Below are 21,925 nucleotides of genomic sequence, written 5' to 3'. Positions count from 1 at the left end.
CCGCGGCGAGCCGCCCCCCGGGCTTGCGGGCCGGGGGGCGCCCGGCGGTCTACTCGCCGCGCTCGCCCACCTGGTCCGAGGTCTCCTCCTCCACCTCGGCCATCGCCGGGTCCAGCAGGCGGGAGAGGAAGTGGCGGGTGCGCTCGTGCCGCGGGGCGCCGATGACCTGGCCGGGGTCGCCCTCCTCGACGATCACCCCGCCGTCCATGAAGACGACGCGGTCGGCGACCTCGCGCGCGAAGGTCATCTCGTGGGTGACGACCATCATGGTCATGCCCTCCTCGGCGAGCCGGCGCATCACCGCGAGGACGTCCCCGACCAGCTCGGGGTCGAGCGCGGAGGTCGGCTCGTCGAACAGCATGACCTCGGGGCCCATGGCGAGGGCCCGGGCGATGGCCACCCGCTGCTGCTGGCCGCCGGAGAGGGAGGACGGATAGGCCCGCGCCTTCTCGGCCAGGCCGACCCGGTCCAGGTTCTCCGCGGCGATCCGCGCGGCCGTCGCCTTGTCCCGGCCGAGGACCCGGCGCTGCGGCAGCGTGAGGTTGTCGGTGACGTTCAGGTGCGGGAAGAGGTTGAACTGCTGGAAGACCATGCCGATGCGGCGGCGGACGGCGTCGATGTCGACGTCGGGGTCGGTCAGCTCGGTGCCGCCGACGAAGACCTGGCCCTTGGTGGGCTCCTCGAGCAGGTTGACGCAGCGCAGCAGCGTGGACTTGCCGGAGCCGGAGGGCCCGATGACGCAGACGACCTCGCCCTGGCCGATCTCCAGGTCGATGCCGCGCAGCACGTGGTTGTCGCCGAAGGACTTGTGCAGGTCCTTGACCTGGATCTCCGCGCCGCTCATCGGATCGCCTCCTGGGACCTGGACTCCATGCGCCGGACGACGTAGCCGAGCGGGATGGTCACCAGCAGGTAGCACAGGCCGGCGACCAGGATCGGCGTGGAGTTGGCGGTGGTGCTGGCCAGATCGCGGCCGTACTTGGACAGTTCCCGCTCCTCCAGGGTGACCCCGAGGAACAGCACCAGCGAGGAGTCCTTGAAGAGCAGGACGAGTTCGTTGGTGAGCGGCGGCAGGATGATCCGGAAGGCCTGCGGGACGATGATGGAGACCATGGCCCGGGTGGGCGAGAAGCCCAGTGAACGGGCCGCCTCCATCTGCCCCTTGGGCACCGCCTGGATGCCGGCGCGGATCGTCTCCGCCATGTACGCCGCGGAGACCAGGCCCAGCGCGAGGGCGACCTTGCCGTAGGTGCCGCCCGGGATCTCCGTGCCCGGGAAGGCGAGCGGCACGGCCACGCCCACGAAGATGAAGATCAGCAGGGCCGGCAGGCCGCGGAAGATCTCGATGTAGACGCCCGCCACCCAGCGGTAGGGGCCCACGGAGGACAGCCGCATCAACGCGATGACCATGCCGAGCACGAGTCCGACGACGAAGCCGGACAGCGTGTAGAGCACGGTGTTCTTCAGCGCCAGCGTGATGACCTCGGGGAACATCTGCTTGGCGATGCTGCCCTGGGCGAACTGGTTCTTCAGCCGGCCCCAGTCCGCCGCGACCGCGAACGCGATCACGGCGGCGGCGAACACGGTGTACTGCACGGCCCGGGACAGGCTGCGGCGCTGCCGCCGGGTGAGGCCCTTCTTCTTCGGCTGGAGTCGTACGCCGGTGTCGCTCATGAGGCCGAGGGAGAGGCGGCGGAGGCGTCGTACGGGCCGATCCACTTCTCGTACAGCTTCTTGTACGTGCCGTCGGCCTTGGCGTCGGCGATCGCCTTGTTCAGGGCCTCGCGCAGCTTGGTGTTGCCCTTCTTGACGGTGAAGCCGTACTGCTCACCGGTCTTGAGGTTGCCGACGACCTTGAACTTGTCGGCGTTGGCCTTGTCCTTCAGCCAGCCCTGAACCACCGGGTAGTCGATGACGACGGCCTGGACCTGGCCGGTGCGCAGGCCGTTGAGGACCGCGTCGGAGGACTCGAAGGAGATCGGGTCGTAGCCCTTGCCCTTGACGTAGTCCTCACCGGTCGTCTGCGCCTGGGCGCCGAGCTTCTTGCCCTTGGCCTTGACGTCCTCGAGCGAGTTGATCCCGCTGTTCCTGTCCACGAGGACCGCCTGGGTGGCCTCGAAGTACGGGTCGGAGAAGTCGACGTTCTTCTTGCGCTCGGCGGTGATGGTCATGCCGGCCGCGGCCAGGTCGCACTGCCCGGAGTTGAGGAAGGCGCCGGTCTTGAAGTTCTCGAACGGCGTGTCCAGGATCTGCTGCTTCACGCCGAGGTTCTTGGCGGCGAGGTCGACGAGGGAGACGTCGAAGCCCTGCACCTTGCCGTTCACCTCCGACTGGAACGGCGGGTACGGCAGGTGGGTGCAGGTGGTGAGCTGCCCGGCCTTGACGAGGTGGACCCCCTTGACCGTGGCGCCCTTCCCCCCGTCGCCCGAGGAGCAGCCGGCCACGAGCACGAGCCCGGCCGTGGCGGTGGTGGCGGCCAGAAGACGGGTCCGGCGCCGGAGGAGCGTGTTCATGGAGATCTCCAGTGGGGGGAATCGTGGGTTCCGATTATAAGGAGATGTTTGGGTCTCTCAAATCAAACCGATGGCCGAGGGGCCGTCCGGCCTGAGAACTCGCCGGTCGCGGGGCGGCGGAGGGCGAGCGTTACCCTCGTTCCCGTCGGCTTCCGGCCGGCCTCGTGGACCCTCGTGAGCGAAGAGAGCAGCGCCGTGACCCACCCCCTCCTCGATCTGCCCCCGCTGAGCGCCGAGCGGTTCGCCGCCATCGAGGACCGGGTGGCCCGGCTGCTGGACACCCGGCAGGACGTGGTGATCACCCAGGGCGAGGCGCTGCTGCCGCTGGAGGGCGCGATCCGCGCCGCGGCCGGACCCGGCACGACGGCGCTGAACGTGATCACGGGCCCGTACGGGCAGACCTTCGGGGACTGGCTGCGGGACTGCGGGGCCACGGTGCACGACGTCGAGGTCCCCTTCCACACCGCGGTGACGGCCGAGCGGATCCGGGAGGCGTTCGTCGAGCACCCGAAGATCGACTTCGTGTCGCTGGTCCACGCGGAGGCGGCGACGGGCAACACCAACCCGGTCGCGGAGATCGGCGAGGCGGTGCGCGAGCACGGCGCGCTGTTCTACCTGGACGCGGTCGCCTCGGTCGGCGCGGAGCCGGTGCTGCCGGACGCGTGGGGCGTCGACCTGTGCGTGATCGGGGCCCAGAAGGCGATGGGCGGGCCGGCCGGAGTGTCGGCGATCTCGGTGAGCGAGCGGGCGTGGGCCCGTATGGCGGCCAACCCGGGCGCCCCGCGCCGCTCCTACCTCTCGCTGCTGGACTGGAAGGACCGCTGGATCGACGGCGGCCGCAAGGCGCTGCTGCACGCTCCCGCCCAGCTGGAGATGCTGGCCCTTGAGGCGTGCCTGGAGCGGATCGAGTCGGCGGGCCTGGACGCGGTGATGGCGCGGCACGCCGCGGCCGCGCGGGCCACCCGGGCGGGGGCGTCGGCGCTGGGCGGCGGCCTGGAGCCGTACGTGCGCGAGGCGAAGGACGCGGCGCCGGTCGCCACCACCCTGCGGGCGCCCGCCGGGACGGTGGCGTCGGAGCTGGTGGCGAGCGCGCTGGGGAGCGACGCGGGGCTGCCGCTGGCCGCCGGCGGCGGCGCCCTGGCCAAGGAGATGATCCGGGTGAACCACTACGGACCGGACGCGACGCCGGACACCGTGCACGCCTGTCTGGCGGCCCTGGGCGCGGCGCTCGCCGGGCGGGGGCTGACGGTGGACGTGGCGGCGGCCCGCCGGGCGGCCGACGAAGCCTGGCGGTGACCACAGAGGTACGCGAAACGACGGCCCGCACGCACCGTGCGGGCCGTTTTCATTGCCCGAATGGGAATTCAAATCACTTTCACAATTTCCGCGAATTCACCTGTCGATAGCTTCCCGTCTTCTTCTGCCCGGTTTTTGCGAAGCTAAACGAGCTGGTTTTCCGGCGGGTTTCATGTATGTGACACACTCCACAAGCGAGCCCTTTTGTCATGATTTGACATGGGTCAAAGCCGACATTCAGTCATGCTGGACACGTGTCACGGCGACCCTGGCCGTGCATTCTGCAATTTGTCTCGCTAAATTCTTTCCGCATGACTGCCGCACCAGCAGACCTGCTGATCGACCGACCGGCGGTGACCGACGGAGCCTCGCTCTGGCGGCTCGCCAAGGAATCCAAAACCCTCGACCTGAACTCCTCGTACAGCTATCTGCTGTGGTGCCGGGACTTCGCGGCCACCTCGGCGGTGGCCCGCGACGCGGACGGCGAGCCCGTCGGTTTCGTCACCGGGTACGTGCGGCCGGACGACCCCCGCACCCTGCTCGTCTGGCAGGTGGCCGTGGACCCCGCCTACCGCGGCCACGGCATAGCCGCCGCGCTGCTCGACGGGCTGACCGCCCGGCTCGCCGAAGAGCGCGCGATCACCGGCATCGAGACCACCATCACCCCGGGGAACACCGCCTCCGAGCGGCTGTTCACCTCGTTCGCGGCCCGCCACGGCGCGGACGTGACCCGCGAGGTGCTGTTCCAGGCCGACCTCTTCCCGGACGGCCCGCACGACCCCGAAGTCCTGTACCGCATCGGCCCTCTGGCCCCCACCACCGCGCACTGAGGAGCGATTCACCGTGACGATCACCCAGCCCGACCTGAGCGTCTTCGAGACCCTCGAGTCCGAGGTTCGCAGCTACTGCCGCGGCTGGCCCACCGTGTTCGACCGTGCGCAGGGCAGCCGGATGTACGACGAGGACGGCCACGCGTACCTCGACTTCTTCGCCGGGGCCGGCTCACTGAACTACGGCCACAACAACCCGGTGCTCAAACGGGCGCTCATCGACTACCTGTCCCGGGACGGCGTCACCCACGGCCTGGACATGTCGACCACCGCCAAGCGGAGCTTCCTGCAGACCTTCCAGAACCTGGTGCTGCGCCCGCGCGACCTCCCCTACAAGGTCATGTTCCCGGGCCCGACGGGCACCAACGCCGTGGAGTCGGCGCTGAAGCTCGCCCGCAAGGTGAAGGGCCGGGAGGCGATCGTGTCCTTCACGAACGCCTTCCACGGCATGTCCCTGGGGTCGCTCGCCGTCACCGGCAACGCCTTCAAGCGGGCCGGCGCGGGCATCCCGCTGGTGCACGGCACCCCCATGCCGTTCGACAACTACTTCGACGGCCAGGTCCCCGACTTCCTGTGGTTCGAGCGGCTGCTGGAGGACCAGGGGTCCGGCCTCAACAAGCCGGCCGCCGTGATCGTGGAGACGGTGCAGGGCGAGGGCGGCATCAACGTCGCGCGCCCGGAGTGGCTGCGCGCGCTGGCCGAGCTCTGCGAGCGCCAGGACATGCTGCTCATCGTCGACGACATCCAGATGGGCTGCGGCCGCACGGGCGCCTTCTTCTCCTTCGAGGAGGCGGGGGTCACGCCCGACATCGTCACCGTGTCGAAGTCGATCAGCGGCTACGGCCTGCCGATGTCGCTGTGCCTGTTCAAGCCCGAGCTGGACGTCTGGGAGCCGGGCGAGCACAACGGCACCTTCCGCGGCAACAACCCGGCGTTCGTCACCGCCACCGCGGCCCTCGAGACGTACTGGACCGACGGCTCCGCCATGGAGAAGCAGACCCGCACCCGGGGCGAGCAGGTCGAGCAGGCGCTGATCTCCATCACCGAGGAGAACCTCGCCGACGTGAAGGAGTACCGCGGCCGCGGCCTGGTGTGGGGCCTTGAGTTCCGCGACAAGGACCGCGCCTCGCGGGTCGCCCGGCGCGCCTTCGAACTGGGCCTGCTCATCGAGACGTCGGGCCCGGAGGGCGAGGTCGTCAAGCTGCTGCCCGCGCTCACCATCACCCCCGAGGAACTGGACGAGGGTCTCAGCATCCTCTCCCGCTCGGTCCGCGAGACCGTCTGACCCCGCTTCCGTACGGCCCGCCGGCCGCACGCACAGCACACCGTACGACCAGGAGGAAGTTCAGCACCGTGATCGTCCGATCGTTCAAGGATCTCGAAGGCACCGACCGGCACATCAAGTCCGCGTCCGGCACGTGGGAGAGCAAGCGCATCGTCCTCGCCAAGGAGCGGGTCGGCTTCTCCGTGCACGAGACCATCCTGTACGCGGGGACCGAGACGAACATGTGGTACGCCAACCACATCGAGGCCGTCGTCTGCACCCGGGGCGAGGCCGAGCTCACCGACCGCGAGACCGGCGAGGTGTACACCATCACCCCCGGCACCATGTACCTCCTGAACGGGCACGAGCGGCACACGCTCCGCGTCAAGGAGGACTTCCACTGCATCTGCGTGTTCAACCCGCCCGTGACCGGACGGGAGGACCACGACGAGAACGGCGTCTACCCGCTGCTCACCGAGCCCGAGGAGGTGTGACACCCATGACCGCTGTCACCGACCTGTACCCCAGCCGCGGCACCAGCGAGGTGGCCGTGCCCCGTCAGGACCCGGTGGTCTGGGGCTCCCCGGACACGCCCGGCCCGATCCCGACGGCCGATCTGCAGGCGTACGAGCGTGACGGCTTCCTCGCCGTCGACCAGCTGATCACCCCGGACGAGGTCGAGGTCTACCGCGGCGAGCTGGACCGGCTGGTCGCCGACCCGGCGATCCGGGCCGACGAGCGCTCGATCGTCGAGCCGAAGACCAAGGAGATCCGCTCGGTCTTCGAGGTGCACCGGATCAGCGAGGTGTTCGCGAGGCTGGTGCGCGACGAGCGGGTGGTCGGCCGGGCCCGGCAGATCCTCGGTTCGGACGTGTACGTCCACCAGTCGCGGATCAACGTCAAGCCGGGCTTCGGCGCGAGCGGCTTCTACTGGCACTCGGACTTCGAGACCTGGCACGCCGAGGACGGCCTGCCGAACATGCGCACGGTGTCCGTCTCGATCGCGCTGACCGAGAACCACGACACCAACGGCGGGCTCATGATCATGCCGGGCTCGCACCGCACGTTCCTGGGCTGCGCGGGGGCCACGCCCGAGGACAACTACAAGAAGTCGCTGCAGATGCAGGACGCGGGCACCCCGTCCGACGAGGCGCTGACGAAGCTGGCCGGCGAGCACGGCATCCGGCTGTTCACCGGCAAGGCCGGCTCGGCGACCTGGTTCGACTGCAACTGCATGCACGGTTCCGGCGACAACATCACGCCGTTCCCGCGCAGCAACGTCTTCATCGTCTTCAACAGCGTGGAGAACAAGGCGGTGGAGCCGTTCGCGGCACCGGTGCGCAGGCCCGAGTTCATCGGGGCCAGGGACTTCACGCCCGTCCGGTGAGCCGCCTCCGGCCGGGGGTCCGGGGGTCGCCCCCCGGAGAACACAGCATCGGGGCCAGGGACTTCACGCCCGTCCGGTGAGCCGCCTCCGGCCGGGGGTCCGGGGGTCGCCCCCCGGAGAACACAGCATCGGGGCGCGGGACTTCACTCGGTGAAGTAGACCGGGCCGCGCTCCTCGACCACCGGGCCGGGGCCTCCTCGTGTGGGACGGGAGGCCCCGGCCCGGTCGTGCCGTCAGCGGGACAGCGCGTCCAGCAGGCGGTCCACGTCCGCCGGCGTGTTGTAGAGGTGGAAGGCCGCGCGCAGATTGCCCGCGCGGTCGGACACCACGATGCCCGACTCGCCCAGCCCGGGCTGGCGGTCGCCGAGTCCGGGCACCGAGACGATGGCCGAGCCGGGCGCGGGCACCGGTTCGTGGCCGAGGCGGGCGAGCCCGGCCCGGAACCGGTCGGCGAGCCCCACGGCGTGCGCGTGCAGGGCGGGCAGCCCGGCCTCTTCGAGCAGCTCGAGTGAGCGGCGCAGCCCGGCGTAGGTGAACAGGGCGTGGCTGAGGTCGAACTGCCGGGCGGAGTGCGCCAGTTCCTGGACCGGTCCGTAGCAGCTGTCCCACGGCCGCTCCCCCGCGACCCAGCCCGCCAGCACCGGGCTCAGTCCGCCGAAGTCCTCCGGGACCACCAGGAACGCCGCGCCGTGCGGGCCGAGGAGCCACTTGAAGGAGACCGCGGCGCTGAAGTCGAAGGCGTCCGCCTCCATGGGGAGCCAGCCGGCGGACTGGGAGCAGTCCACGTAGGTGCGCGCGCCGTGCTCGCGGGCGGCCTCGCGCACGGCGGCCAGGTCGGCGATCCGCCCGTCGGCGGACTGGACGGAGCTGAGCGCGACGAGCGCGGTGCCCGGGCGGACGGACTCGGCGACCCGCTCCAGCGGGACGGCGCGGACCTTGAGGTCGCCGCGGACGTGGAAGGGGTTCACCACGGAGGTGAAGTCGTCCTCGACGGTGAGGACTTCGGCGCCGGCGGGGAGCGAGGCGGCGATCACGCCGGTGTGCGCGGCGACCGAGGCGCCGGCCGCGACGCGGGTGGCCGGTACGCCGACGAGCCGGGCGTAGGCGGCCCGGCAGGCCTCGACGTCGTCGTACAGCGGCAGCAGCGGCCGGCCCTCGGCCCGCAGCAGCGCCGCCTGGTGCAGGGCGGTGACGGTACGGGCGGGCAGCAGGCCGTTGCTCGCGGTGTTGAGGTAGCTGGTCGTGGGGGCGAACTCGGCGCGGACGAGGCTCTCGAACGTCTCCGTGGTCTCCATGGGACCACTCTGCGGCCCGATGAAGTCACAGTCCATTGCGGATTTTTGCGTGGATCCTCTCAGAGATCGTTATACGTCCGCGCCGACCTGCGGTTTCTCAGGGCTGGGGTACCGCGCACCCGTCCGGGCCACAGACCTCGGCGCCGTCCTGGCCGACCGGCTTCAGCGGGGAGCGCTCGCCCCAGGCCTGGGTCAGCGCCTGCGTGAAGACCTCGGCGGGCTGGGCGCCGGAGACGCCGTACTTCCGGTCGAGGACGAAGAAGGGCACGCCGGTGGCGCCGAGCTCGGCGGCCTCGCGCTCGTCGGCGCGAACCTCGTCGGCGTAGGCGTCCGGGTCGGCGAGCACCTTCCGGGCGGCCTCGGTGTCCAGCCCGGCCTCGCCGGCCAGCTCCACCAGCCGCTCGTCGCCCTCGGTGTACACGGACCGCTCCTCGGCGAAGTTGGCCCGGTAGAGGATCTGCAGCAGCTCGTCCTGGCTTCCCCGGGTCTTGGCGAAGTGCAGCAGGCGGTGCATGTCGAAGGTGCTGCCGTGGTCGCGGTCGCGGGTGCGGTAGTCCAGGCCCTCGGCGGCGGCCTGGGCGCCGAGGTTGTCCTCGCCGGCCTGGGCCTGCGCCTCGCTCATGCCGTACTTCCGGGTGAGCATGGTGAGCACCGGCTGGACGTCGCCCTTGGCGCGGCCGGGGTCCAGCTCGAAGGAGCGGTGCACCACCTCGACGTCGTCGCGGTGCGGGAAGGCCGCGAGCGCCTTCTCGAAGCGGGCCTTTCCGACGTAGCACCAGGGACAGGCGATGTCGCTCCAGATTTCGACGCGCATGCTCTCGGCTCTTCTCCTGCTCGTACGGCGGCGGAGGCGGTCCCCGCGCACGTACGTGAACGTTCAAGCAGCGGGTTTCATTCCCCGGGGACCGCGAACACCAGGTTGAGGTGCAGATGGCCGTCGTCGGGGCACTCCGGGTCCGCGACCCAGCCCTGGCGGGCGTAGAAGGCCTGGGCGCGGAGGTTGTCGACGTGCACCTCGAGCCGGGCCGTCCGGGTGCCGTCGGCCCGCCACTGCTCCACGCAGGCGGCGTGCAGGGCGGTGCCGACGCCCTCGCGCCAGTGACCGGGGTCCACGTGGAACTGGAACAGTTTCACCGTGCCGGCCGGTGCGCCCTCCGGCGGGCGGAAGGAGGCCAGGCCCACCAGGCGGGCGTCGCGCACCGCGCACAGCACCTGGCCGTCGGGCCGTTCGATGGCCTGCCGCCACCGTTCGGTCCAGTCGGTGTCCGGGTCCGGCAGGCCGTCCGGGTAGTACGTGGACCGGGCCCGCACCATCACGTCGGCGACGGCCTCGGCCTCGGCGGGCAGGGCGGTCCTGATCATCAGGGACCGGGGGATCCGGTGCGCGTCGATCATGCGGTGGTAGACGTGCCGGGGCGCGCCGCGGTTCCGCGCGGCGCGCCCCGGCCGCCCCGCTCAGCTGCCGTCGCGCAGGTCGTCCGGCCAGCCGGCCCGGTACTCGAGGTGGTCGAAGGTCACCACGCAGCCCTCCCCCAGCGGCGACTGGGTCATGAAGCCGACCAGCGCCGCGCCGGACTCCTTCTCCTCGCCCAGGGTGAAGAGCCGGACGAAGGTCCAGTGCCCGCCGTCCCGGGAGGCGTGGAAGGCGAAGGCGCGGCCGGTGCGGCTGACCCGCAGCCACACCGAGCTCCCGTCGACGGTGAAGGAGTTGGCGTCGTCGGAGTGCCCCCGGGTGACCACCGTGCAGACGGTGGGCACGTCCGGGGAGTACTCGAGACAGAGCTTGGCCCAGGCCCGGTCGCCGACGTGGACGTACAGGACCCCGGCGTCGAAGGAGGCGCCGAACCCGACGGTGGCCCTGGCTATGAGCTGGAAGTCGCCCTCGGGCGCCCCGAGCAGCCGGGGCGCGTCGGCGGCCGGGTCGAGGGCCTCGCCGGTGGGCGGCACGAACCGGTCCTGCCGGGGTCCGGCCCAGCCGGTGAGCACGCCCCCCTCGTAGGACCAGTTGGCGTCGGGCCCGTAGGTCCGCAGGGGAAAGGGCAGTTCGGGGAGTTCTACGTCCATCGCGCGAGTGTCCCAGGTTCCTCGTCCGGCGTCCCTGTGCCGCGGTCAGCGCTCCAGCCGGCCGTTGAACCGGCGGGGCAGCCCGAGCGGGTTGTCGTCGCGCAGCTCGCGGGGCAGCAGGGCCTCGGGCGCGTTCTGGTAGGCGACCGGCCGCAGCCACCGCTCGAGGGCGGTGCCGCCCACGGAGGTGGAGGTGGAGGTGGTCGCGGGGTACGGGCCGCCGTGGTGCTGGGCCGGCGCCACCGCCACCCCGGTCGGCCACGCGTCCACCAGCACGCGCCCGGCCAGCGGGGTCAGCTCGGCCAGGATCTCCGTGCCCCGGCCCTCGCCCGCGGCCTCCCCGGCCGACAGGTGGACCGTGGCCGTGAGGTTGCCCGGCAGCCGCGACAGCACGGCGGTGGCCTCGCCGTCGTCGGCGTAGCGGACCACCACGGTCACCGGCCCGAAGCACTCCTCCAGCAGCAGGTCGTACGCGCCCTCGGCGGTCAGACCGCTCGCCGGGACCGTCAGGAAGCCCGGGCTCACCGTGTGCTCGTCGCCCGCGCCCGGCGTGACCGGCGCCTCCACTCCCGGCAGCTGGGCGCGCTCGGCCACACCCGCGATGAAGTTGTCCCGCATCCGGTGGTCGAGCAGCACCCCGGCGGCGGTGTCGCCGACGGCGTCGGCCAGGGACTTCAGCAGCCGGTCGCCGGCGTCGCCGGACGGCACGAGCACCAGGCCGGGCTTGACGCAGAACTGGCCGACGCCGAGGGTCATGGAGCCGGCGAGACCGGAGCCGATCGCCTCGGCCCGCTCGGCCGCCGCCTCCTCGGTGACCAGGACCGGGTTCAGCGAGCCCAGCTCACCGTGGAAGGGGATCGGCACCGGACGCGCGGCCGCCGCGTCGAACAGGGCGCGTCCGCCGCGCACCGAACCGGTGAAGCCCGCGGCGGCGACCAGCGGGTGCTTGATCAGCTCGACGCCGGCCTCGAAGCCGTGCACGAGGCCCACGACCCCCTCGGGGATGCCGTGTTCGGCGGCGGCCCGGCGCAGCACCCCGGCGACCTGCTCGGACAGGGCCGGGTGGTCGGGGTGGGACTTGACGACCACCGGGCAGCCCGCGGCCAGGGCGCTCGCGGTGTCGCCGCCGGCCACGGAGAAGGCGAAGGGGAAGTTGGAGGCGGAGTAGACGGCCACCACGCCCAGCGGCACCTTGTACCGGCGCAGGTCCGGCACCGGCGGAGTGGCGGTGTCGTCGGGGTGGTTGATGATCACGTCGAGGAAGGCGCCCTCGTCGACGATGTCGGCGAAGGCCCGCAACTGGTACACCGTGCGCGCGAGTTCCCCGGTGAGGCGGGCCGGGCCGAGGGCGGTCTCCGCGTCGGCGGTCGCGATCAGGCCGTCCCCGGCCGCGTCCAGGCCGGCGGCGGCCGAGCGCAGGAAGGCCGAGCGCACGGTGCGGTCGGCGAGGGCGCCGCGCGCGGCGCGCGCCGCCCGGACGGCGGCGTCCACCTCCTGGGCCGTCGCCTCCACCGCGACCTGTTCACGCTGCTTCCCGGTGCGCGGGTCGACACTCCAGACTGGTGCTGCTGCCACCGCGGATCCCTCCAGATAAGGCCGCATTCGCTGGGTAACCATCAGCCGCGTTCGATATACTGAACGCTGTCTCTGATGATGAATTTGCTGCTCGGAGACTATTTCCCGTCGAACGAAGGGGTCAAGGGCGATGTCGGCAGGCGAGACGGGCGGGGCCCAGGTCAAGTCCGCGGTGCGGACCGTTGAATTGCTCGAGTACTTCGCCGGCAAGCCCGGCATGCACTCCCTCGCGGCCGTGCAGGAGGCCGTGGGGTACCCCAAGTCCAGCCTGTACATGCTGCTGCGCACGCTCGTGGAGCTGGGCTGGGTGGAGACGGACGCCACGGGGACGCGGTACGGCATCGGGGTGCGGGCGCTGCTGGTCGGCACGTCCTACATCGACGGCGACGAGGTGGTGGCGGCCGCCCGGCCGACCCTGGACCGCCTCTCCGACGACACCACGGAGACCATCCACCTGGCCCGGCTCGACGGCACCAACGTGGTGTACCTGGCCACCCGGCAGTCGCAGCACTACCTGCGCCCGTTCACCCGGGTCGGCCGGCGGCTGCCCGCCCACTCCACCTCCCTCGGCAAGGCGCTGCTCGCCACCCACACCGACGAGCAGGTGCGCAAGCTGCTCCCGGAGACCCTGCCCGCGCTCACCGAGCACACCATCACCGACCGCGAGAAGCTGATCGGGGAGCTGCACCAGATCCGCGAGCAGGGCTTCGCCGTCGACCGCGAGGAGAACACGCTGGGGCTGCGCTGCTTCGGCGTGGCCGTCCCGTACCGCACCCCCGCCCGGGACGCCATCAGCTGCTCGGTGCCGGTGGCCCGGCTGACCCCCGCCCACGAGCAGATGATCAAGGACGCGCTGTTCGACGCGCGGGACCGGCTGACGCTGGCGACCCGGCGGCTGTAGTCCGGCGCGGCGGGCCGGCTCTCCCCCGTGCGGCGGAGCGGGATCGTCGTCGGGCAGGAGGCGCGACGGCGGTGCGGTACGGGAGAGTTGGGCCATGCCGACCTCGTCCTCCCCCGCTCCGTCCCCGCCGGTGCGGGCGGCGGCGTTCCTGTTCGGCGGGCGGGCGCGGCGGCGCTGGATCCATCTGGTCCTGGGCGGGGCGCTCGCCATGCCGTACGTCCTCGCCGGCTCGGTGGCCGTCGCGGTGTTCACCGGGGTGAACGACGTCTTCGCGTCCCTGCCCGCGCAACTGGGCTCGTTCGCCGTCGGGCTGCCGATCGCCGCCGCCACCTCGCTCTTCCCGCTGACCCGCCCACTGGAGTCGGCGGCGGTGCGCGCGCTGTGCGGGGTGGACGCGGGCCTCCTCGCCGACGGTCCGGCCCGCACGCGGGCGGAACGGACGCGTACGGCAGCCTGGTTCACGCTGCACCTGGGGCTCGGCGGGATCGTCTCCGGGATGTCGCTGGCCGTGCCGCCGTTCGCCGCCGCCCTCGTGGTGCTGCCCCTGGTGGTCCCGCTGCGGGGCGGCTCCCTGGAACTGCCCGGAGTCCTCGACCACACGTGGGCGCTGGCGCTGTGCCCGCCGGCCGGTCTCGCCATGCTGGCCGCCCTCGCCGCCTGCGCCGCCGGCGGCGGAGCGCTGCTCGCCCGCTGCGCGCCCGCCCTGCTCGGTCCCACGCCCGAGGACCGGCTCGCCGCGGCCGAGGCCCGCGCCGCCGACCTCGCCGTGCGCAACCGGCTCGCGCGCGAGCTGCACGACTCGGTGGGACACGCGCTGAGCGCCGTCACCCTGCAGGCGGGCGCGGCCCGCCGGGTCCTGGACAGCGACGTGGAGTTCGTCCGCGAGGCGCTGGCCGCCATCGAGGAGACCACCCGGCGCACGGTCGGCGAACTCGACGCGGTGCTCGGGGTGCTGCGGGACGGCGACGCTCCCGGCACCGCGCCCGCGCCGACCCTCGCCGGTGACCTGGACGGGCTGCTGCGCCGGACCCGGGCGGCCGGACTGCGGGTGACGGCCACCCTCGGCACCGACCCCGCCGCCCTGCCCCCGCTGGTCTCCCGGGAGGCGTACCGGATCGTGCAGGAGGGCCTGAGCAACGCCCTGCGGCACTCCGGCGAACCGGTCACGCTCCGCGTCGCCACCGCGGACGGCCGGCTGGAGATCACCATGGAGAACCCGCTCGGCGCCGGCCCGGCGGCCCGCCCCGGCGGCGGCCACGGGCTGCGCGGCGTCGCCGACCGGGTGCGGCTGCTGGGCGGCACGGCGCGGGCCGGGGCGGCCGGGGGCGCCTGGCGGCTGCACGTCCGGCTGCCTGTCCGCGAACACGCGGGCGCACCGCTGACCGAGGAGACGAGGGGACCGTCATGACCCAGCCCGCCATCCGGGTCGTCCTCGCCGACGACGAGCGCATGGTGCGCACCGCGCTGCGCGCCATCCTCTCCGCCGAGGCCGGCATCGAGGTGGTGGGCGAGGCGGCGACCGGCGCCGAGGCCGTGTCCGTCGTCCGGGAGCTGCGCCCGGACGTGGTCCTCATGGACGTCCGCATGCCGCAGACCGACGGCATCCGGGCCACCGAGCAGATCCTCGCCGGCCTCGACGGGCCGCCCCGGATCCTGGTCGTGACCACCTTCGAGAACGACTCCTACGTGTACGAGGCGCTGCGCTCGGGGGCCGCCGGGTTCCTGCTGAAGCGGGCCGACGCGGAGACGCTCGTCCAGGCGGTGCGGCTGGTGGCGCGCACCGACAGCCTGCTGTTCCCCGCGGCCCTGCGGGCCCTGGCGGCCGGGCACGCGCGGCGGGCGTCCGCTCCCCCTGCCTGGGTGAGCAGGCTCACGGGACGCGAGAGCGAGACGCTGCGGCTGCTGGCCGCCGGGCTGACCAACGCCGAGCTGGCGCGGCGGCTCGGCGTCGGGCCGGCGACGGTGAAGTCGCACGTCGCGGCGGTGCTGGCGAAGACCGGCGCCCGGGACCGGACCCAGGCGGTGATCGCCGCGTACGAGGCCGGGTTTCTGAACGCGGGATGAGAAATACGGGCGTACGGGAACGATTGCCCCGCCCCGGTCGTCATCACGAGCGGGATGAACAAGACGATCAGGCGGGCGTCCGTCTTCACACTGCTGCTCGTGCTCGCCCTGCTGGTCAGGGCGACCTGGGTGCAGTACTACGACGGCAAGGCCCTCGCGGACGACCAGGCGAACCGGCGGAACGCCATCCAGACGTACGCGCAGCCGCTGGGCAACATCATCGTGGCGGGCAGCCCCGTCACCGGCTCGGCGCGGACGAAGGGCGGCGACCTCGCGTACAAGCGGACCTACAAGGACGGAGAGCTGTACGCGGCGGTGACGGGCTACGCCTCGCAGGCGTACGCCCCGACGCAGTTGGAGGGCATCTACCAGGACCTGCTGAACGGCACGGACAGCAAGCTGAAGACCGTGCTGGACACGGTGACCGGCAAGCGCGCCGACCCCGGCGACGTGCTGACGACGATCGACCCCGCCGTGCAGAAGGCGGCGTACCGGGCGCTCGGCGGCAACAAGGGCGCGGCGGTCGCCCTCGACCCGAAGACCGGGAAGATCCTGGCCGTGGTGTCGACGCCGTCGTACGACCCGACGCGGCTCACCGACGCGAACACCGCCGGGGCCGCCTGGAAGTCGCTCACCACGGACAGGGACAAGCCGCTCGTCAACCGCGCGCTGCGCCAGCCGCTGCCGCCGGGCTCGACGTTCAAGCTGGTCGTGGCCGCCGCCGCGCTGGAGAACGGGCTCTACAAGAACGTGGACGACCCGACCGACAGCCCCGACCCGTACACCCTGAAGGGCACCACCAAGGACCTGGTCAACGAGAACAGGTCGGCTCCCTGCGAGAACGCCTCGATCCGGGTCGCGCTGCGCTACTCCTGCAACAACGTCTTCGGCAAGATGGCCGTCGACCTCGGCCAGGACAAGGTGCGGGCGATGGCGGAGAAGTTCGGCTTCAACGACGAGGAGCAGGACGTCCCGGTGCGGGCGTACCCCAGCGTCTACCCCTCCGGCATGGACGAGGCGCAGACGGCCCTGTCCGGCATCGGCCAGTTCGACGTCACCGCGACCCCGCTGCAGATGGCGATGGTGTCCGCGGTGATGGCGAACGGCGGCAAGCTGGTCTCGCCGCACATGGTGTCGCGGATCACCGACGGCGACGGCGACGTGCTGCGGGACTACGACGACGCGGACGGCGAGCAGGTCGTCGGTTCGGACACCGCCGCCCAGCTGCGCTCGGCGATGGAGACGGTGGTCGAGGACGGCACCGGCACGAACGCGCGGATCGCCGGGGTGACGGTCGGCGGCAAGACGGGCACCGCCCAGCACGGCGAGAACAACAGCAAGACGCCGTACGCCTGGTTCACCTCGTACGGCAAGTCCGGCAGCACCGGCAAGGAGGTGGCCGTCGCGGTGATGGTCGAGCAGTCTGACGCGGCCCGCTCGGAGGTCAGCGGCAACGGGCTCGCGGCGCCGGTGGCCAGGGCGATGATGCAGGCGGCGCTCAAGTAGGCGGGCGCCTCAAGCGGAGGGGGCGAGGGGGGCGGTCCGGCGGGACCGCCCCCCTTTCGTCTCACTTGACGCCCAGGACCTGCTCCACCGGGTCGATGGCGAAGTACACCAGGAACAGCGCGGAGACGCCCCACAGCAGCCAGTTGACCTCCCGGGCCTTGCCCAGGACGGTCTTGACGATCACGTAGGAGAGGAAGCCCGCGCCGATGCCGTCGGTGATGGAGTAGGTGAACGGCATCGCGGCGATGGTGAGGAACGCCGGGATGGCGATCTCGTACCGGTCCCAGTCGATGTGCTTGACGTGGGTCATCATCAGGAAGCCCACCGCGATCAGGGCGGGCGCCGCGGCCTGCAGCGGGACGATGGTCAGCAGCGGGGTGAGGAAGAGCGCCAGCCCGAAGAGGCCGCCGGTGACAAGGTTGGCGAAGCCGGTGCGGGCGCCCTCCCCGACGCCGGCCGCGGACTCGATGTAGGCGGTGTTGGAGGAGGCGGAGCCGACCCCGCCGGCGACGGCGGCGGCGCCGTCGATGAACAGCACCCGGCCGATGCCGGGCACCTGCCCCCTGTCGTCGAGCAGTCCGGCCTCGGCGCTGATGCCCACGATGGTGCCCATGGCGTCGAAGAAGTCGGACAGGATGAGGGTGAAGACCAGCAGCACGGCGGTGAGCACGCCCGCCTCGGCGAAGCCGCCGAACAGGCTGAAGTGACCGACCAGGCCGAAGTCCGGGGCGGCGACGATCTCGTCCGGGACCTTCGGTGTGGTCAGGCCCCAGCTCTTGATGTCGGCGACCGCGTCGATGGCGATCGCGACCACCGTCATGGTGACGATGCTGATGAGGATCGCGCCCTTCACCTTCCGGGCGAGCAGCGCGATGGTCAGCAGCACGCCCAGACAGAAGACCAGCACCGGCCAGCCGGTCAGCCGGCCGACCGCGCCGAGCTGCACGGGCACGGTGCTGTTCGCGGCGTCCGGGATGCGGCTGACGAAGCCGGCGTCCACGAAGCCGATGAAGGCGATGAACAGGCCGATGCCGACGCCGATGGCCTGCTTGAGCTGCTGCGGGATCGCGTTCATGATCGCTTCGCGCAGTCCGGTGAGCACCAGCAGGCAGATGACGGCGCCTTCGAGGACGACCAGGCCCATGGCGTCCGCCCAGCTCATCAGCGGGGCGAGCTGGAAGGCGACGACCGCGTTGAGGCCGAGGCCCGCGGCGATGGCGAGCGGGAGGTTGCCCCCGACGCCCATCACGATCGTCATCACACAGGCCACCAGGGCGGTCGCGGTGACGAGTTGGCCGGTGTCCAGGGTGTGGCCGAACTTGTCCTTGGCGCTGCCCAGGATGATGGGGTTGAGGACGAGGATGTAGGCCATGGTGAAGAACGTGGCGAAGCCGCCGCGTATCTCCCGGCCGAAAGTGGATCCCCGTTCGGAGATTCGGAAGTACCGGTCGACGCCGTTGCCCGGGGGCGGTGCGGTGCCGCGCCGTTGCTCCGCCTTCTGCGTGTCGGACATGGTCGTACTCCTCGTCGGCTGATCAAGGGTGCGTGGATGCTGGCTGGATTGTTCCCCTGTCGGACCCGTTTCAGGTTTTCCTCGTGTTACGGAATGGGAGCTCGACGACGTGGACGTCACCGCGACGGACGAAGGCCCCGCCGGAGCTGGCCGGCGGGGCCTTCGTCACGAACCGTCACCGGGGCGTAGGCCGTCCGGAACGGGTCAGGACACGAAGTACGTCGGGTTGGGCAGCTTGTAGGTGCGGTCGGCGCGGCCGCCGTCCAGGTCCGAGTACTGGTCGCCGAAGTTGGCGATGATCTCGTACCCGAGGTCGTCCTCGATGTGCTCGCGGGTGCCGGACTTGTACTGCACGGTCGTGCAGTTCCAGGTGCCCGGGGTGGCGCAGTCGCTCAGGTAGGCCGGGGGGTTGGCCTTGTCCTTGAGGAACATGTGGCCGGCGTCGAGGTTGACGTCGGCGCCGACCTTCTTCAGGTTCTCCACGGCGCCGGCGCGCTGCGCCTCGCTGAGACCGGAGTTGTAGAAGACCTCCACGCCCTTGGACTCGGCGTAGCGCACCAGCTCCGGGCTGCCGAAGACGGCCGGGCGGTCGGCGCGGTTCACGTAGTCGTTCCACGTGGTGGAGTTGTACGTGTAGTTGTAGCGCTTCTCGTAGTCGAGGCTGAGCAGCAGGGTGTCGTCGATGTCGAAGACGACGGCCGGCTTCTCGCCGTGGTGGTGGGCCTTGCGGGCCGCCTTGTCGATGTAGCTCCGGGCGTCGGCGTCGATGCGCGCCAGGTCCTTGGCGTACGGGCTGACCGGGGACGCCTGGTAGACGCCGGCGCTGTCGGCGGTGGTGCCGTAGTAGGTGTCGATGTCCTTCACCAGGAGCCCGATGTTGTAGGGCTCGTGGGTGGAGTTCGCCGTCGACTGACCGGCGGTGGCCGCGCCGGCGCCGTACAGGGCGCCGCCGGCGAGGGCACAGGCGGCGGTGGCCGCCGCGATCCGCAGTGATTTACGCATGACAGGTTTTCTACGCGCGTCACCAGGGGTAGCGCGAGGACCTTTGCCCGATCGATATCAAGCCATCGGGCGAAAGGGCCCTCGCGTGCCCTCACATGCCCGCCGGAGCGGCCGGACGTGCCGTCAGCACTCCTGCCAGGGGGCCCAGTCGCCGAGATGGGCCTCCCGGGTCGCCGACGCCGCCTGCGCGGCGGTCAGTTGCGGCCGGTTCTCGGGGACGGTGACGACGGCGCCGGGGCCGGTGTTCCGGTACTCGGCGAACCGCTGGGCCTGCCAGGGGTGGGAGGCCGACATGTCCGTGTAGGGGGTGACCGCGTCGATGCCGGGGCCGAGCCAGGTGTCGCGGACGGTCAGCATCGGGCGGGCGGTGGTGTCCGAACTGGGCACCCAGGGGCGGGCCAGCTTGTAGTACGCGTCCGGGGCCTCGCTGCTGACGCGGCCGCGGATCACCAGGTGGCCGTGCGGGTCGGCGGCGGCCGTGGAGGGCGCGAAGACGAAACCGTAGGGGGCGGCGGCCAGGTCCGTCCGGTCGAGGGTGCGGAAGTGGCAGTGTTCCCAGACCGCGGTGGCCCGCCCGAAGACGAAGTCGACGTCGCCCTCGACGTGGCAGTGCGCGTAGTACTGGCGGGCGAAGGCGCCGAGGGCCATGGTGTCGGCGTACAGGGTGTCCTGGTGGCCGAGGAAGCGGCAGTGCAGGAAGGCGCCCCGGTCGCCCTGCGCCTTGAGGGCGACGGCCTGGGTGCCGGTGACGTCCGGGTGATCGGCGCGCAGCCAGTCGTTGGCGAAGGTGATCCAGCGGGCGGTGAAGCCGTCGGCCTGCACGGTGGTGGTGGCCGAGCCGGTGGTGCCGTAGGTGCCGCCGCCGGGCTTGGGGGTGCCGGCCGCGTTGTCGTACACGATCACCGTGTCCCGGGGGGTCCCCGGAGGCGCCGATCCAGGTCATGCCGGTACGGCCGGCGTCGACGAGGACCGTCTCCCGGTAGGTGCCCGGGGCGATGACCAGGGTGCGGCCGGTGCCGGTGGCCGCGGTGACGGCGGCCTGGACGGAGCTGAAGTCGCCCCGGCCGTGGGGGTCGACGTACAGGGTCCCCGGTGTGCTGCGGCGGGCCGGCGATCCGTGGCGGCCGAACGGGCCGGGCCGGGCGGCGGCCCGGGCGGGCGCGGAGGCGAGGCCGAACGCGGCGGCGGCCGTGGCGCCCGCGACGAGGAGGCCGCGCCTGGACAGGGGTGGGTGGGGCGAGGGCATGGGCGTGTTCCTTCGCGGTGCGGCGGGTGGGGGTGTCCGTGGCGCCGGCCCGGCTCGCGGGAGAACCGGTGCGGGCCGGCGGGAGGAGGGGGCCGGAGACCCGGCCCCCGGGCGGTTCAGCCGACGCGGCCGGCGCCCGCGCGGTGGCCGACGAGGCCGGGCACGGCCCTGGCCGGGTCGACCCTGGTGCGCAGGGCCGGGGTCCAGCCGGCCCCGGACTGCAGGGTCTCGCCGGGGACCTCGGCGTTGTGGACGGCGATCAGGTCGGTGCGCCGGCCGTTGACGTAGTTGTCGGCGGCGGTGACCGGCGCCTCCTTCCACTTCTTCAGGATGGAACCGGCCTTGGCCCCGGCGGGCAGCGTGAACGCGTTGTGCTCGGCGACGAGCTGGGACTCCATGCCGATGCCGTAGCTGTAGGAGTAGCCGTCGCCCGCCACGAAGTGGTTGTCGTACGAGTCGACCTGGCCGAAGCGGACCCGCGGCGCGCGCTCCACCAGGTTCCGGAACAGGTTGTGGTGGAAGGTGACCTTGAGGTGGCCGCGGTCGACGGCGGCCGTGGCGGCGCTGTCGCTGTTGCCGACGAGGATCGTCTTGTCGTGGTCCTCGAAGACGTTCCAGGAGGCGGTGACGTAGTCGGCGCCCTTGACGATGTCCAGCTCGCCGTCGTGCTGCTCGTAGATCCGGCCGAAGTAGTACGGCAGGGTGCTGTCCGGGTGGTCGCCGTCGGTGAAGGTGTCGTGGTCCATCCAGACGTGGGCGGAGCCGTAGACCACCGCGCTGTCGTACTCGGAGTTCCAGTTGCCGTCGGCGGTGTCGGTCGGGTCCCACTGCGGGAAGCAGTCGAGGGGGCTCTCGAAACGCAGGTTGCGGACGATGACGTTGTCGACGCCCTTGATCTGGAGGCTGGCGCCGTTGAAGCCGGCGTCCTTCCCGACACCGATGACGGTGGTGTTGGCCGGGACCTCCGCCTTGATGTAGGCGTCCTGGTTCGCGGCGGACGCGCGGCGCAGGCCCTCGGGGCTGTCGGCGGGCTCGCCGTCCAGGGTGGTGGCGCGTCCCCAGCTCTCCGGGGCGTACTTGGCCAGATAGGCGCCGAAGTCGTAGCCGGGCACGGCGAACGAGTCGCAGCTCGGCCCGTCGGCGTCGATGGTGCCCCGCACTCTGATGATCTTCGGGGCGCTGCCGCCGTCGGCGAGGGCGGCCTTGAACTGCTCCCAGGTGGTGACGGTGTAGACGTGCGACCGGTCTGCGGCCGCACCGCCGGTCGTCCCGGCGCCGTAGGCGGCCCAGCCGTCCCCGGCGGGCAGCACCTGCCGTTCGGCCCCGGCCCGTTGCCCGGCCTGCGCGGGCGCGGTCCCGGTGACGGCGAGCACGAGCGCCGTGCAGCCCACCAGGGCTGTTATGACACGTCCATGACATTTCGGTGTACGCACTGTGCGGCTCTCCTCTTTCACGAAGCTGACGATGAC

General features: G+C 71.9%; 20 protein-coding genes and 1 pseudogene. 9 read left to right on the top strand and 12 right to left on the bottom strand.

Features of this window, described 5'->3' with window-relative positions; genetic code table 11:
- Positions 1 to 49 precede the first annotated feature (49 nt).
- The 3 genes from ACZ7JA_RS34750 to ACZ7JA_RS34740 are packed head-to-tail and all read right to left on the bottom strand — an operon-like array spanning position 50 to position 2,513.
- Positions 50 to 844 (bottom strand): amino acid ABC transporter ATP-binding protein, encoded by a 795-nt coding sequence (locus tag ACZ7JA_RS34750; protein ID WP_351669176.1) that lies wholly within the window; start codon positions 842 to 844, stop codon positions 50 to 52.
- Positions 841 to 1,674: an amino acid ABC transporter permease gene (locus ACZ7JA_RS34745; protein WP_393428568.1), complete on the bottom strand. Its 834-nt coding sequence runs from the start codon at positions 1,672 to 1,674 to the stop codon at positions 841 to 843. Before ACZ7JA_RS34745 ends, ACZ7JA_RS34750 begins: the two co-directional genes overlap by 4 nt.
- Positions 1,671 to 2,513, bottom strand: a complete 843-nt coding sequence (locus ACZ7JA_RS34740) for a transporter substrate-binding domain-containing protein (RefSeq protein WP_351669180.1) — start codon at positions 2,511 to 2,513, stop codon at positions 1,671 to 1,673. The genes ACZ7JA_RS34745 and ACZ7JA_RS34740 overlap by 4 nt, the downstream gene beginning before the upstream one ends.
- Positions 2,514 to 2,708: 195 nt before the next feature.
- Between ACZ7JA_RS34740 and ACZ7JA_RS34735 the strand changes: the two genes are divergently transcribed.
- The 5 genes from ACZ7JA_RS34735 (at position 2,709) to thpD (ending at position 7,290) form a co-directional block, all read left to right on the top strand.
- Complete coding sequence (locus tag ACZ7JA_RS34735) at positions 2,709 to 3,809, top strand: pyridoxal-phosphate-dependent aminotransferase family protein (RefSeq protein ID WP_470812361.1); 1,101 nt, start codon at positions 2,709 to 2,711, stop codon at positions 3,807 to 3,809.
- Positions 3,810 to 4,120: 311 nt separating this feature from the next.
- Entirely contained in the window at positions 4,121 to 4,639 is a 519-nt protein-coding gene (gene ectA, locus ACZ7JA_RS34730; protein WP_351669184.1) for a diaminobutyrate acetyltransferase, read from the top strand.
- A 13-nt stretch (positions 4,640 to 4,652) separates the two neighbouring features.
- Positions 4,653 to 5,924 carry a diaminobutyrate--2-oxoglutarate transaminase gene (gene ectB, locus ACZ7JA_RS34725; protein WP_351669186.1) on the top strand — a complete coding sequence of 424 codons (1,272 nt, stop codon included), beginning with the start codon at positions 4,653 to 4,655 and terminating at the stop codon, positions 5,922 to 5,924.
- A 68-nt stretch (positions 5,925 to 5,992) separates the two neighbouring features.
- Positions 5,993 to 6,397 (top strand): ectoine synthase, encoded by a 405-nt coding sequence (locus ACZ7JA_RS34720; RefSeq protein WP_351669188.1) that lies wholly within the window; start codon positions 5,993 to 5,995, stop codon positions 6,395 to 6,397.
- A gap of 5 nt (positions 6,398 to 6,402) precedes the next feature.
- On the top strand, positions 6,403 to 7,290 hold the full coding sequence (gene thpD / locus ACZ7JA_RS34715; RefSeq protein ID WP_351669190.1) for an ectoine hydroxylase: 888 nt from the start codon (positions 6,403 to 6,405) through the stop codon (positions 7,288 to 7,290).
- 233 nt (positions 7,291 to 7,523) lie between these two features.
- On the opposite strand, the gene ACZ7JA_RS34710 is transcribed toward thpD, so the two are convergent.
- The 5 genes from ACZ7JA_RS34710 to ACZ7JA_RS34690 form a co-directional block, all read right to left on the bottom strand.
- Positions 7,524 to 8,585, bottom strand: coding sequence for an aminotransferase class V-fold PLP-dependent enzyme (locus ACZ7JA_RS34710; RefSeq protein ID WP_351669192.1), 1,062 nt, complete (start codon positions 8,583 to 8,585; stop codon positions 7,524 to 7,526).
- 97 nt (positions 8,586 to 8,682) lie between these two features.
- Positions 8,683 to 9,399, bottom strand: coding sequence for a DsbA family oxidoreductase (locus tag ACZ7JA_RS34705; RefSeq protein WP_389452919.1), 717 nt, complete (start codon positions 9,397 to 9,399; stop codon positions 8,683 to 8,685).
- Between the two features lie 77 nt (positions 9,400 to 9,476).
- Positions 9,477 to 9,980, bottom strand: a complete 504-nt coding sequence (locus tag ACZ7JA_RS34700) for a GNAT family N-acetyltransferase (RefSeq protein WP_389304442.1) — start codon at positions 9,978 to 9,980, stop codon at positions 9,477 to 9,479.
- Positions 9,981 to 10,040: 60 nt separating this feature from the next.
- The gene (locus ACZ7JA_RS34695; RefSeq protein ID WP_470812357.1) at positions 10,041 to 10,649 is read right to left on the bottom strand and encodes a DUF1349 domain-containing protein; all 609 of its coding nucleotides are present in this window, start codon (positions 10,647 to 10,649) and stop codon (positions 10,041 to 10,043) included.
- A gap of 45 nt (positions 10,650 to 10,694) precedes the next feature.
- Positions 10,695 to 12,224 (bottom strand): aldehyde dehydrogenase (NADP(+)), encoded by a 1,530-nt coding sequence (locus ACZ7JA_RS34690; protein WP_470812355.1) that lies wholly within the window; start codon positions 12,222 to 12,224, stop codon positions 10,695 to 10,697.
- A 130-nt stretch (positions 12,225 to 12,354) separates the two neighbouring features.
- Between ACZ7JA_RS34690 and ACZ7JA_RS34685 the strand changes: the two genes are divergently transcribed.
- From ACZ7JA_RS34685 to ACZ7JA_RS34670, 4 genes are all read left to right on the top strand, one after another.
- The gene (locus tag ACZ7JA_RS34685; RefSeq protein ID WP_351669202.1) at positions 12,355 to 13,125 is read left to right on the top strand and encodes an IclR family transcriptional regulator; all 771 of its coding nucleotides are present in this window, start codon (positions 12,355 to 12,357) and stop codon (positions 13,123 to 13,125) included.
- A gap of 94 nt (positions 13,126 to 13,219) precedes the next feature.
- Positions 13,220 to 14,533, top strand: coding sequence for a sensor histidine kinase (locus ACZ7JA_RS34680; protein WP_470812353.1), 1,314 nt, complete (start codon positions 13,220 to 13,222; stop codon positions 14,531 to 14,533).
- Positions 14,530 to 15,189, top strand: a complete 660-nt coding sequence (locus ACZ7JA_RS34675; protein WP_470812351.1) for a response regulator — start codon at positions 14,530 to 14,532, stop codon at positions 15,187 to 15,189. Before ACZ7JA_RS34680 ends, ACZ7JA_RS34675 begins: the two co-directional genes overlap by 4 nt.
- 54 nt (positions 15,190 to 15,243) lie before the next feature.
- Complete coding sequence (locus tag ACZ7JA_RS34670; RefSeq protein WP_389452912.1) at positions 15,244 to 16,695, top strand: peptidoglycan D,D-transpeptidase FtsI family protein; 1,452 nt, start codon at positions 15,244 to 15,246, stop codon at positions 16,693 to 16,695.
- Between the two features lie 61 nt (positions 16,696 to 16,756).
- Here ACZ7JA_RS34670 and ACZ7JA_RS34665 read toward each other — a convergent pair whose 3' ends face one another.
- From ACZ7JA_RS34665 to ACZ7JA_RS34650, 4 genes and pseudogenes are all read right to left on the bottom strand, one after another.
- Positions 16,757 to 18,208, bottom strand: coding sequence for an NCS2 family permease (locus tag ACZ7JA_RS34665; protein ID WP_389304431.1), 1,452 nt, complete (start codon positions 18,206 to 18,208; stop codon positions 16,757 to 16,759).
- Between the two features lie 204 nt (positions 18,209 to 18,412).
- On the bottom strand, positions 18,413 to 19,210 hold the full coding sequence (locus ACZ7JA_RS34660) for an HAD family acid phosphatase (RefSeq protein ID WP_470812348.1): 798 nt from the start codon (positions 19,208 to 19,210) through the stop codon (positions 18,413 to 18,415).
- Positions 19,211 to 19,333: 123 nt separating this feature from the next.
- Positions 19,334 to 20,456 (bottom strand): annotated as a pseudogene (locus ACZ7JA_RS34655) (pectinesterase family protein).
- Between the two features lie 116 nt (positions 20,457 to 20,572).
- Positions 20,573 to 21,889, bottom strand: a complete 1,317-nt coding sequence (locus ACZ7JA_RS34650) for a pectate lyase family protein (protein ID WP_470812412.1) — start codon at positions 21,887 to 21,889, stop codon at positions 20,573 to 20,575.
- Positions 21,890 to 21,925: the final 36 nt, after the last annotated feature.

The sequence above is a fragment of the Streptomyces sp. NPDC038135 genome, assembly GCF_055601245.1.
The sequence above is the reverse complement of the archived record's forward strand: the minus strand, read 5'-3'. Positions and strand labels throughout refer to the sequence as shown.

Coding starts and splice junctions, on each gene's coding strand:
- ectA (WP_351669184.1), top strand. CDS start 4,121: ATGACTGCCGCACCAGCAGACCTGCTGATCGACCGACCGGCGGTGACC.
- ACZ7JA_RS34660 (WP_470812348.1), bottom strand. CDS start 19,210: ATGCGTAAATCACTGCGGATCGCGGCGGCCACCGCCGCCTGTGCCCTC.
- ACZ7JA_RS34710 (WP_351669192.1), bottom strand. CDS start 8,585: ATGGAGACCACGGAGACGTTCGAGAGCCTCGTCCGCGCCGAGTTCGCC.
- ACZ7JA_RS34680 (WP_470812353.1), top strand. CDS start 13,220: ATGCCGACCTCGTCCTCCCCCGCTCCGTCCCCGCCGGTGCGGGCGGCG.
- ACZ7JA_RS34675 (WP_470812351.1), top strand. CDS start 14,530: ATGACCCAGCCCGCCATCCGGGTCGTCCTCGCCGACGACGAGCGCATG.
- ACZ7JA_RS34750 (WP_351669176.1), bottom strand. CDS start 844: ATGAGCGGCGCGGAGATCCAGGTCAAGGACCTGCACAAGTCCTTCGGC.
- ACZ7JA_RS34700 (WP_389304442.1), bottom strand. CDS start 9,980: ATGATCGACGCGCACCGGATCCCCCGGTCCCTGATGATCAGGACCGCC.
- ACZ7JA_RS34695 (WP_470812357.1), bottom strand. CDS start 10,649: ATGGACGTAGAACTCCCCGAACTGCCCTTTCCCCTGCGGACCTACGGG.
- ACZ7JA_RS34670 (WP_389452912.1), top strand. CDS start 15,244: ATGAACAAGACGATCAGGCGGGCGTCCGTCTTCACACTGCTGCTCGTG.
- ACZ7JA_RS34705 (WP_389452919.1), bottom strand. CDS start 9,399: ATGCGCGTCGAAATCTGGAGCGACATCGCCTGTCCCTGGTGCTACGTC.
- ACZ7JA_RS34745 (WP_393428568.1), bottom strand. CDS start 1,674: ATGAGCGACACCGGCGTACGACTCCAGCCGAAGAAGAAGGGCCTCACC.
- ACZ7JA_RS34665 (WP_389304431.1), bottom strand. CDS start 18,208: ATGTCCGACACGCAGAAGGCGGAGCAACGGCGCGGCACCGCACCGCCC.
- ACZ7JA_RS34740 (WP_351669180.1), bottom strand. CDS start 2,513: ATGAACACGCTCCTCCGGCGCCGGACCCGTCTTCTGGCCGCCACCACC.
- thpD (WP_351669190.1), top strand. CDS start 6,403: ATGACCGCTGTCACCGACCTGTACCCCAGCCGCGGCACCAGCGAGGTG.
- ACZ7JA_RS34685 (WP_351669202.1), top strand. CDS start 12,355: ATGTCGGCAGGCGAGACGGGCGGGGCCCAGGTCAAGTCCGCGGTGCGG.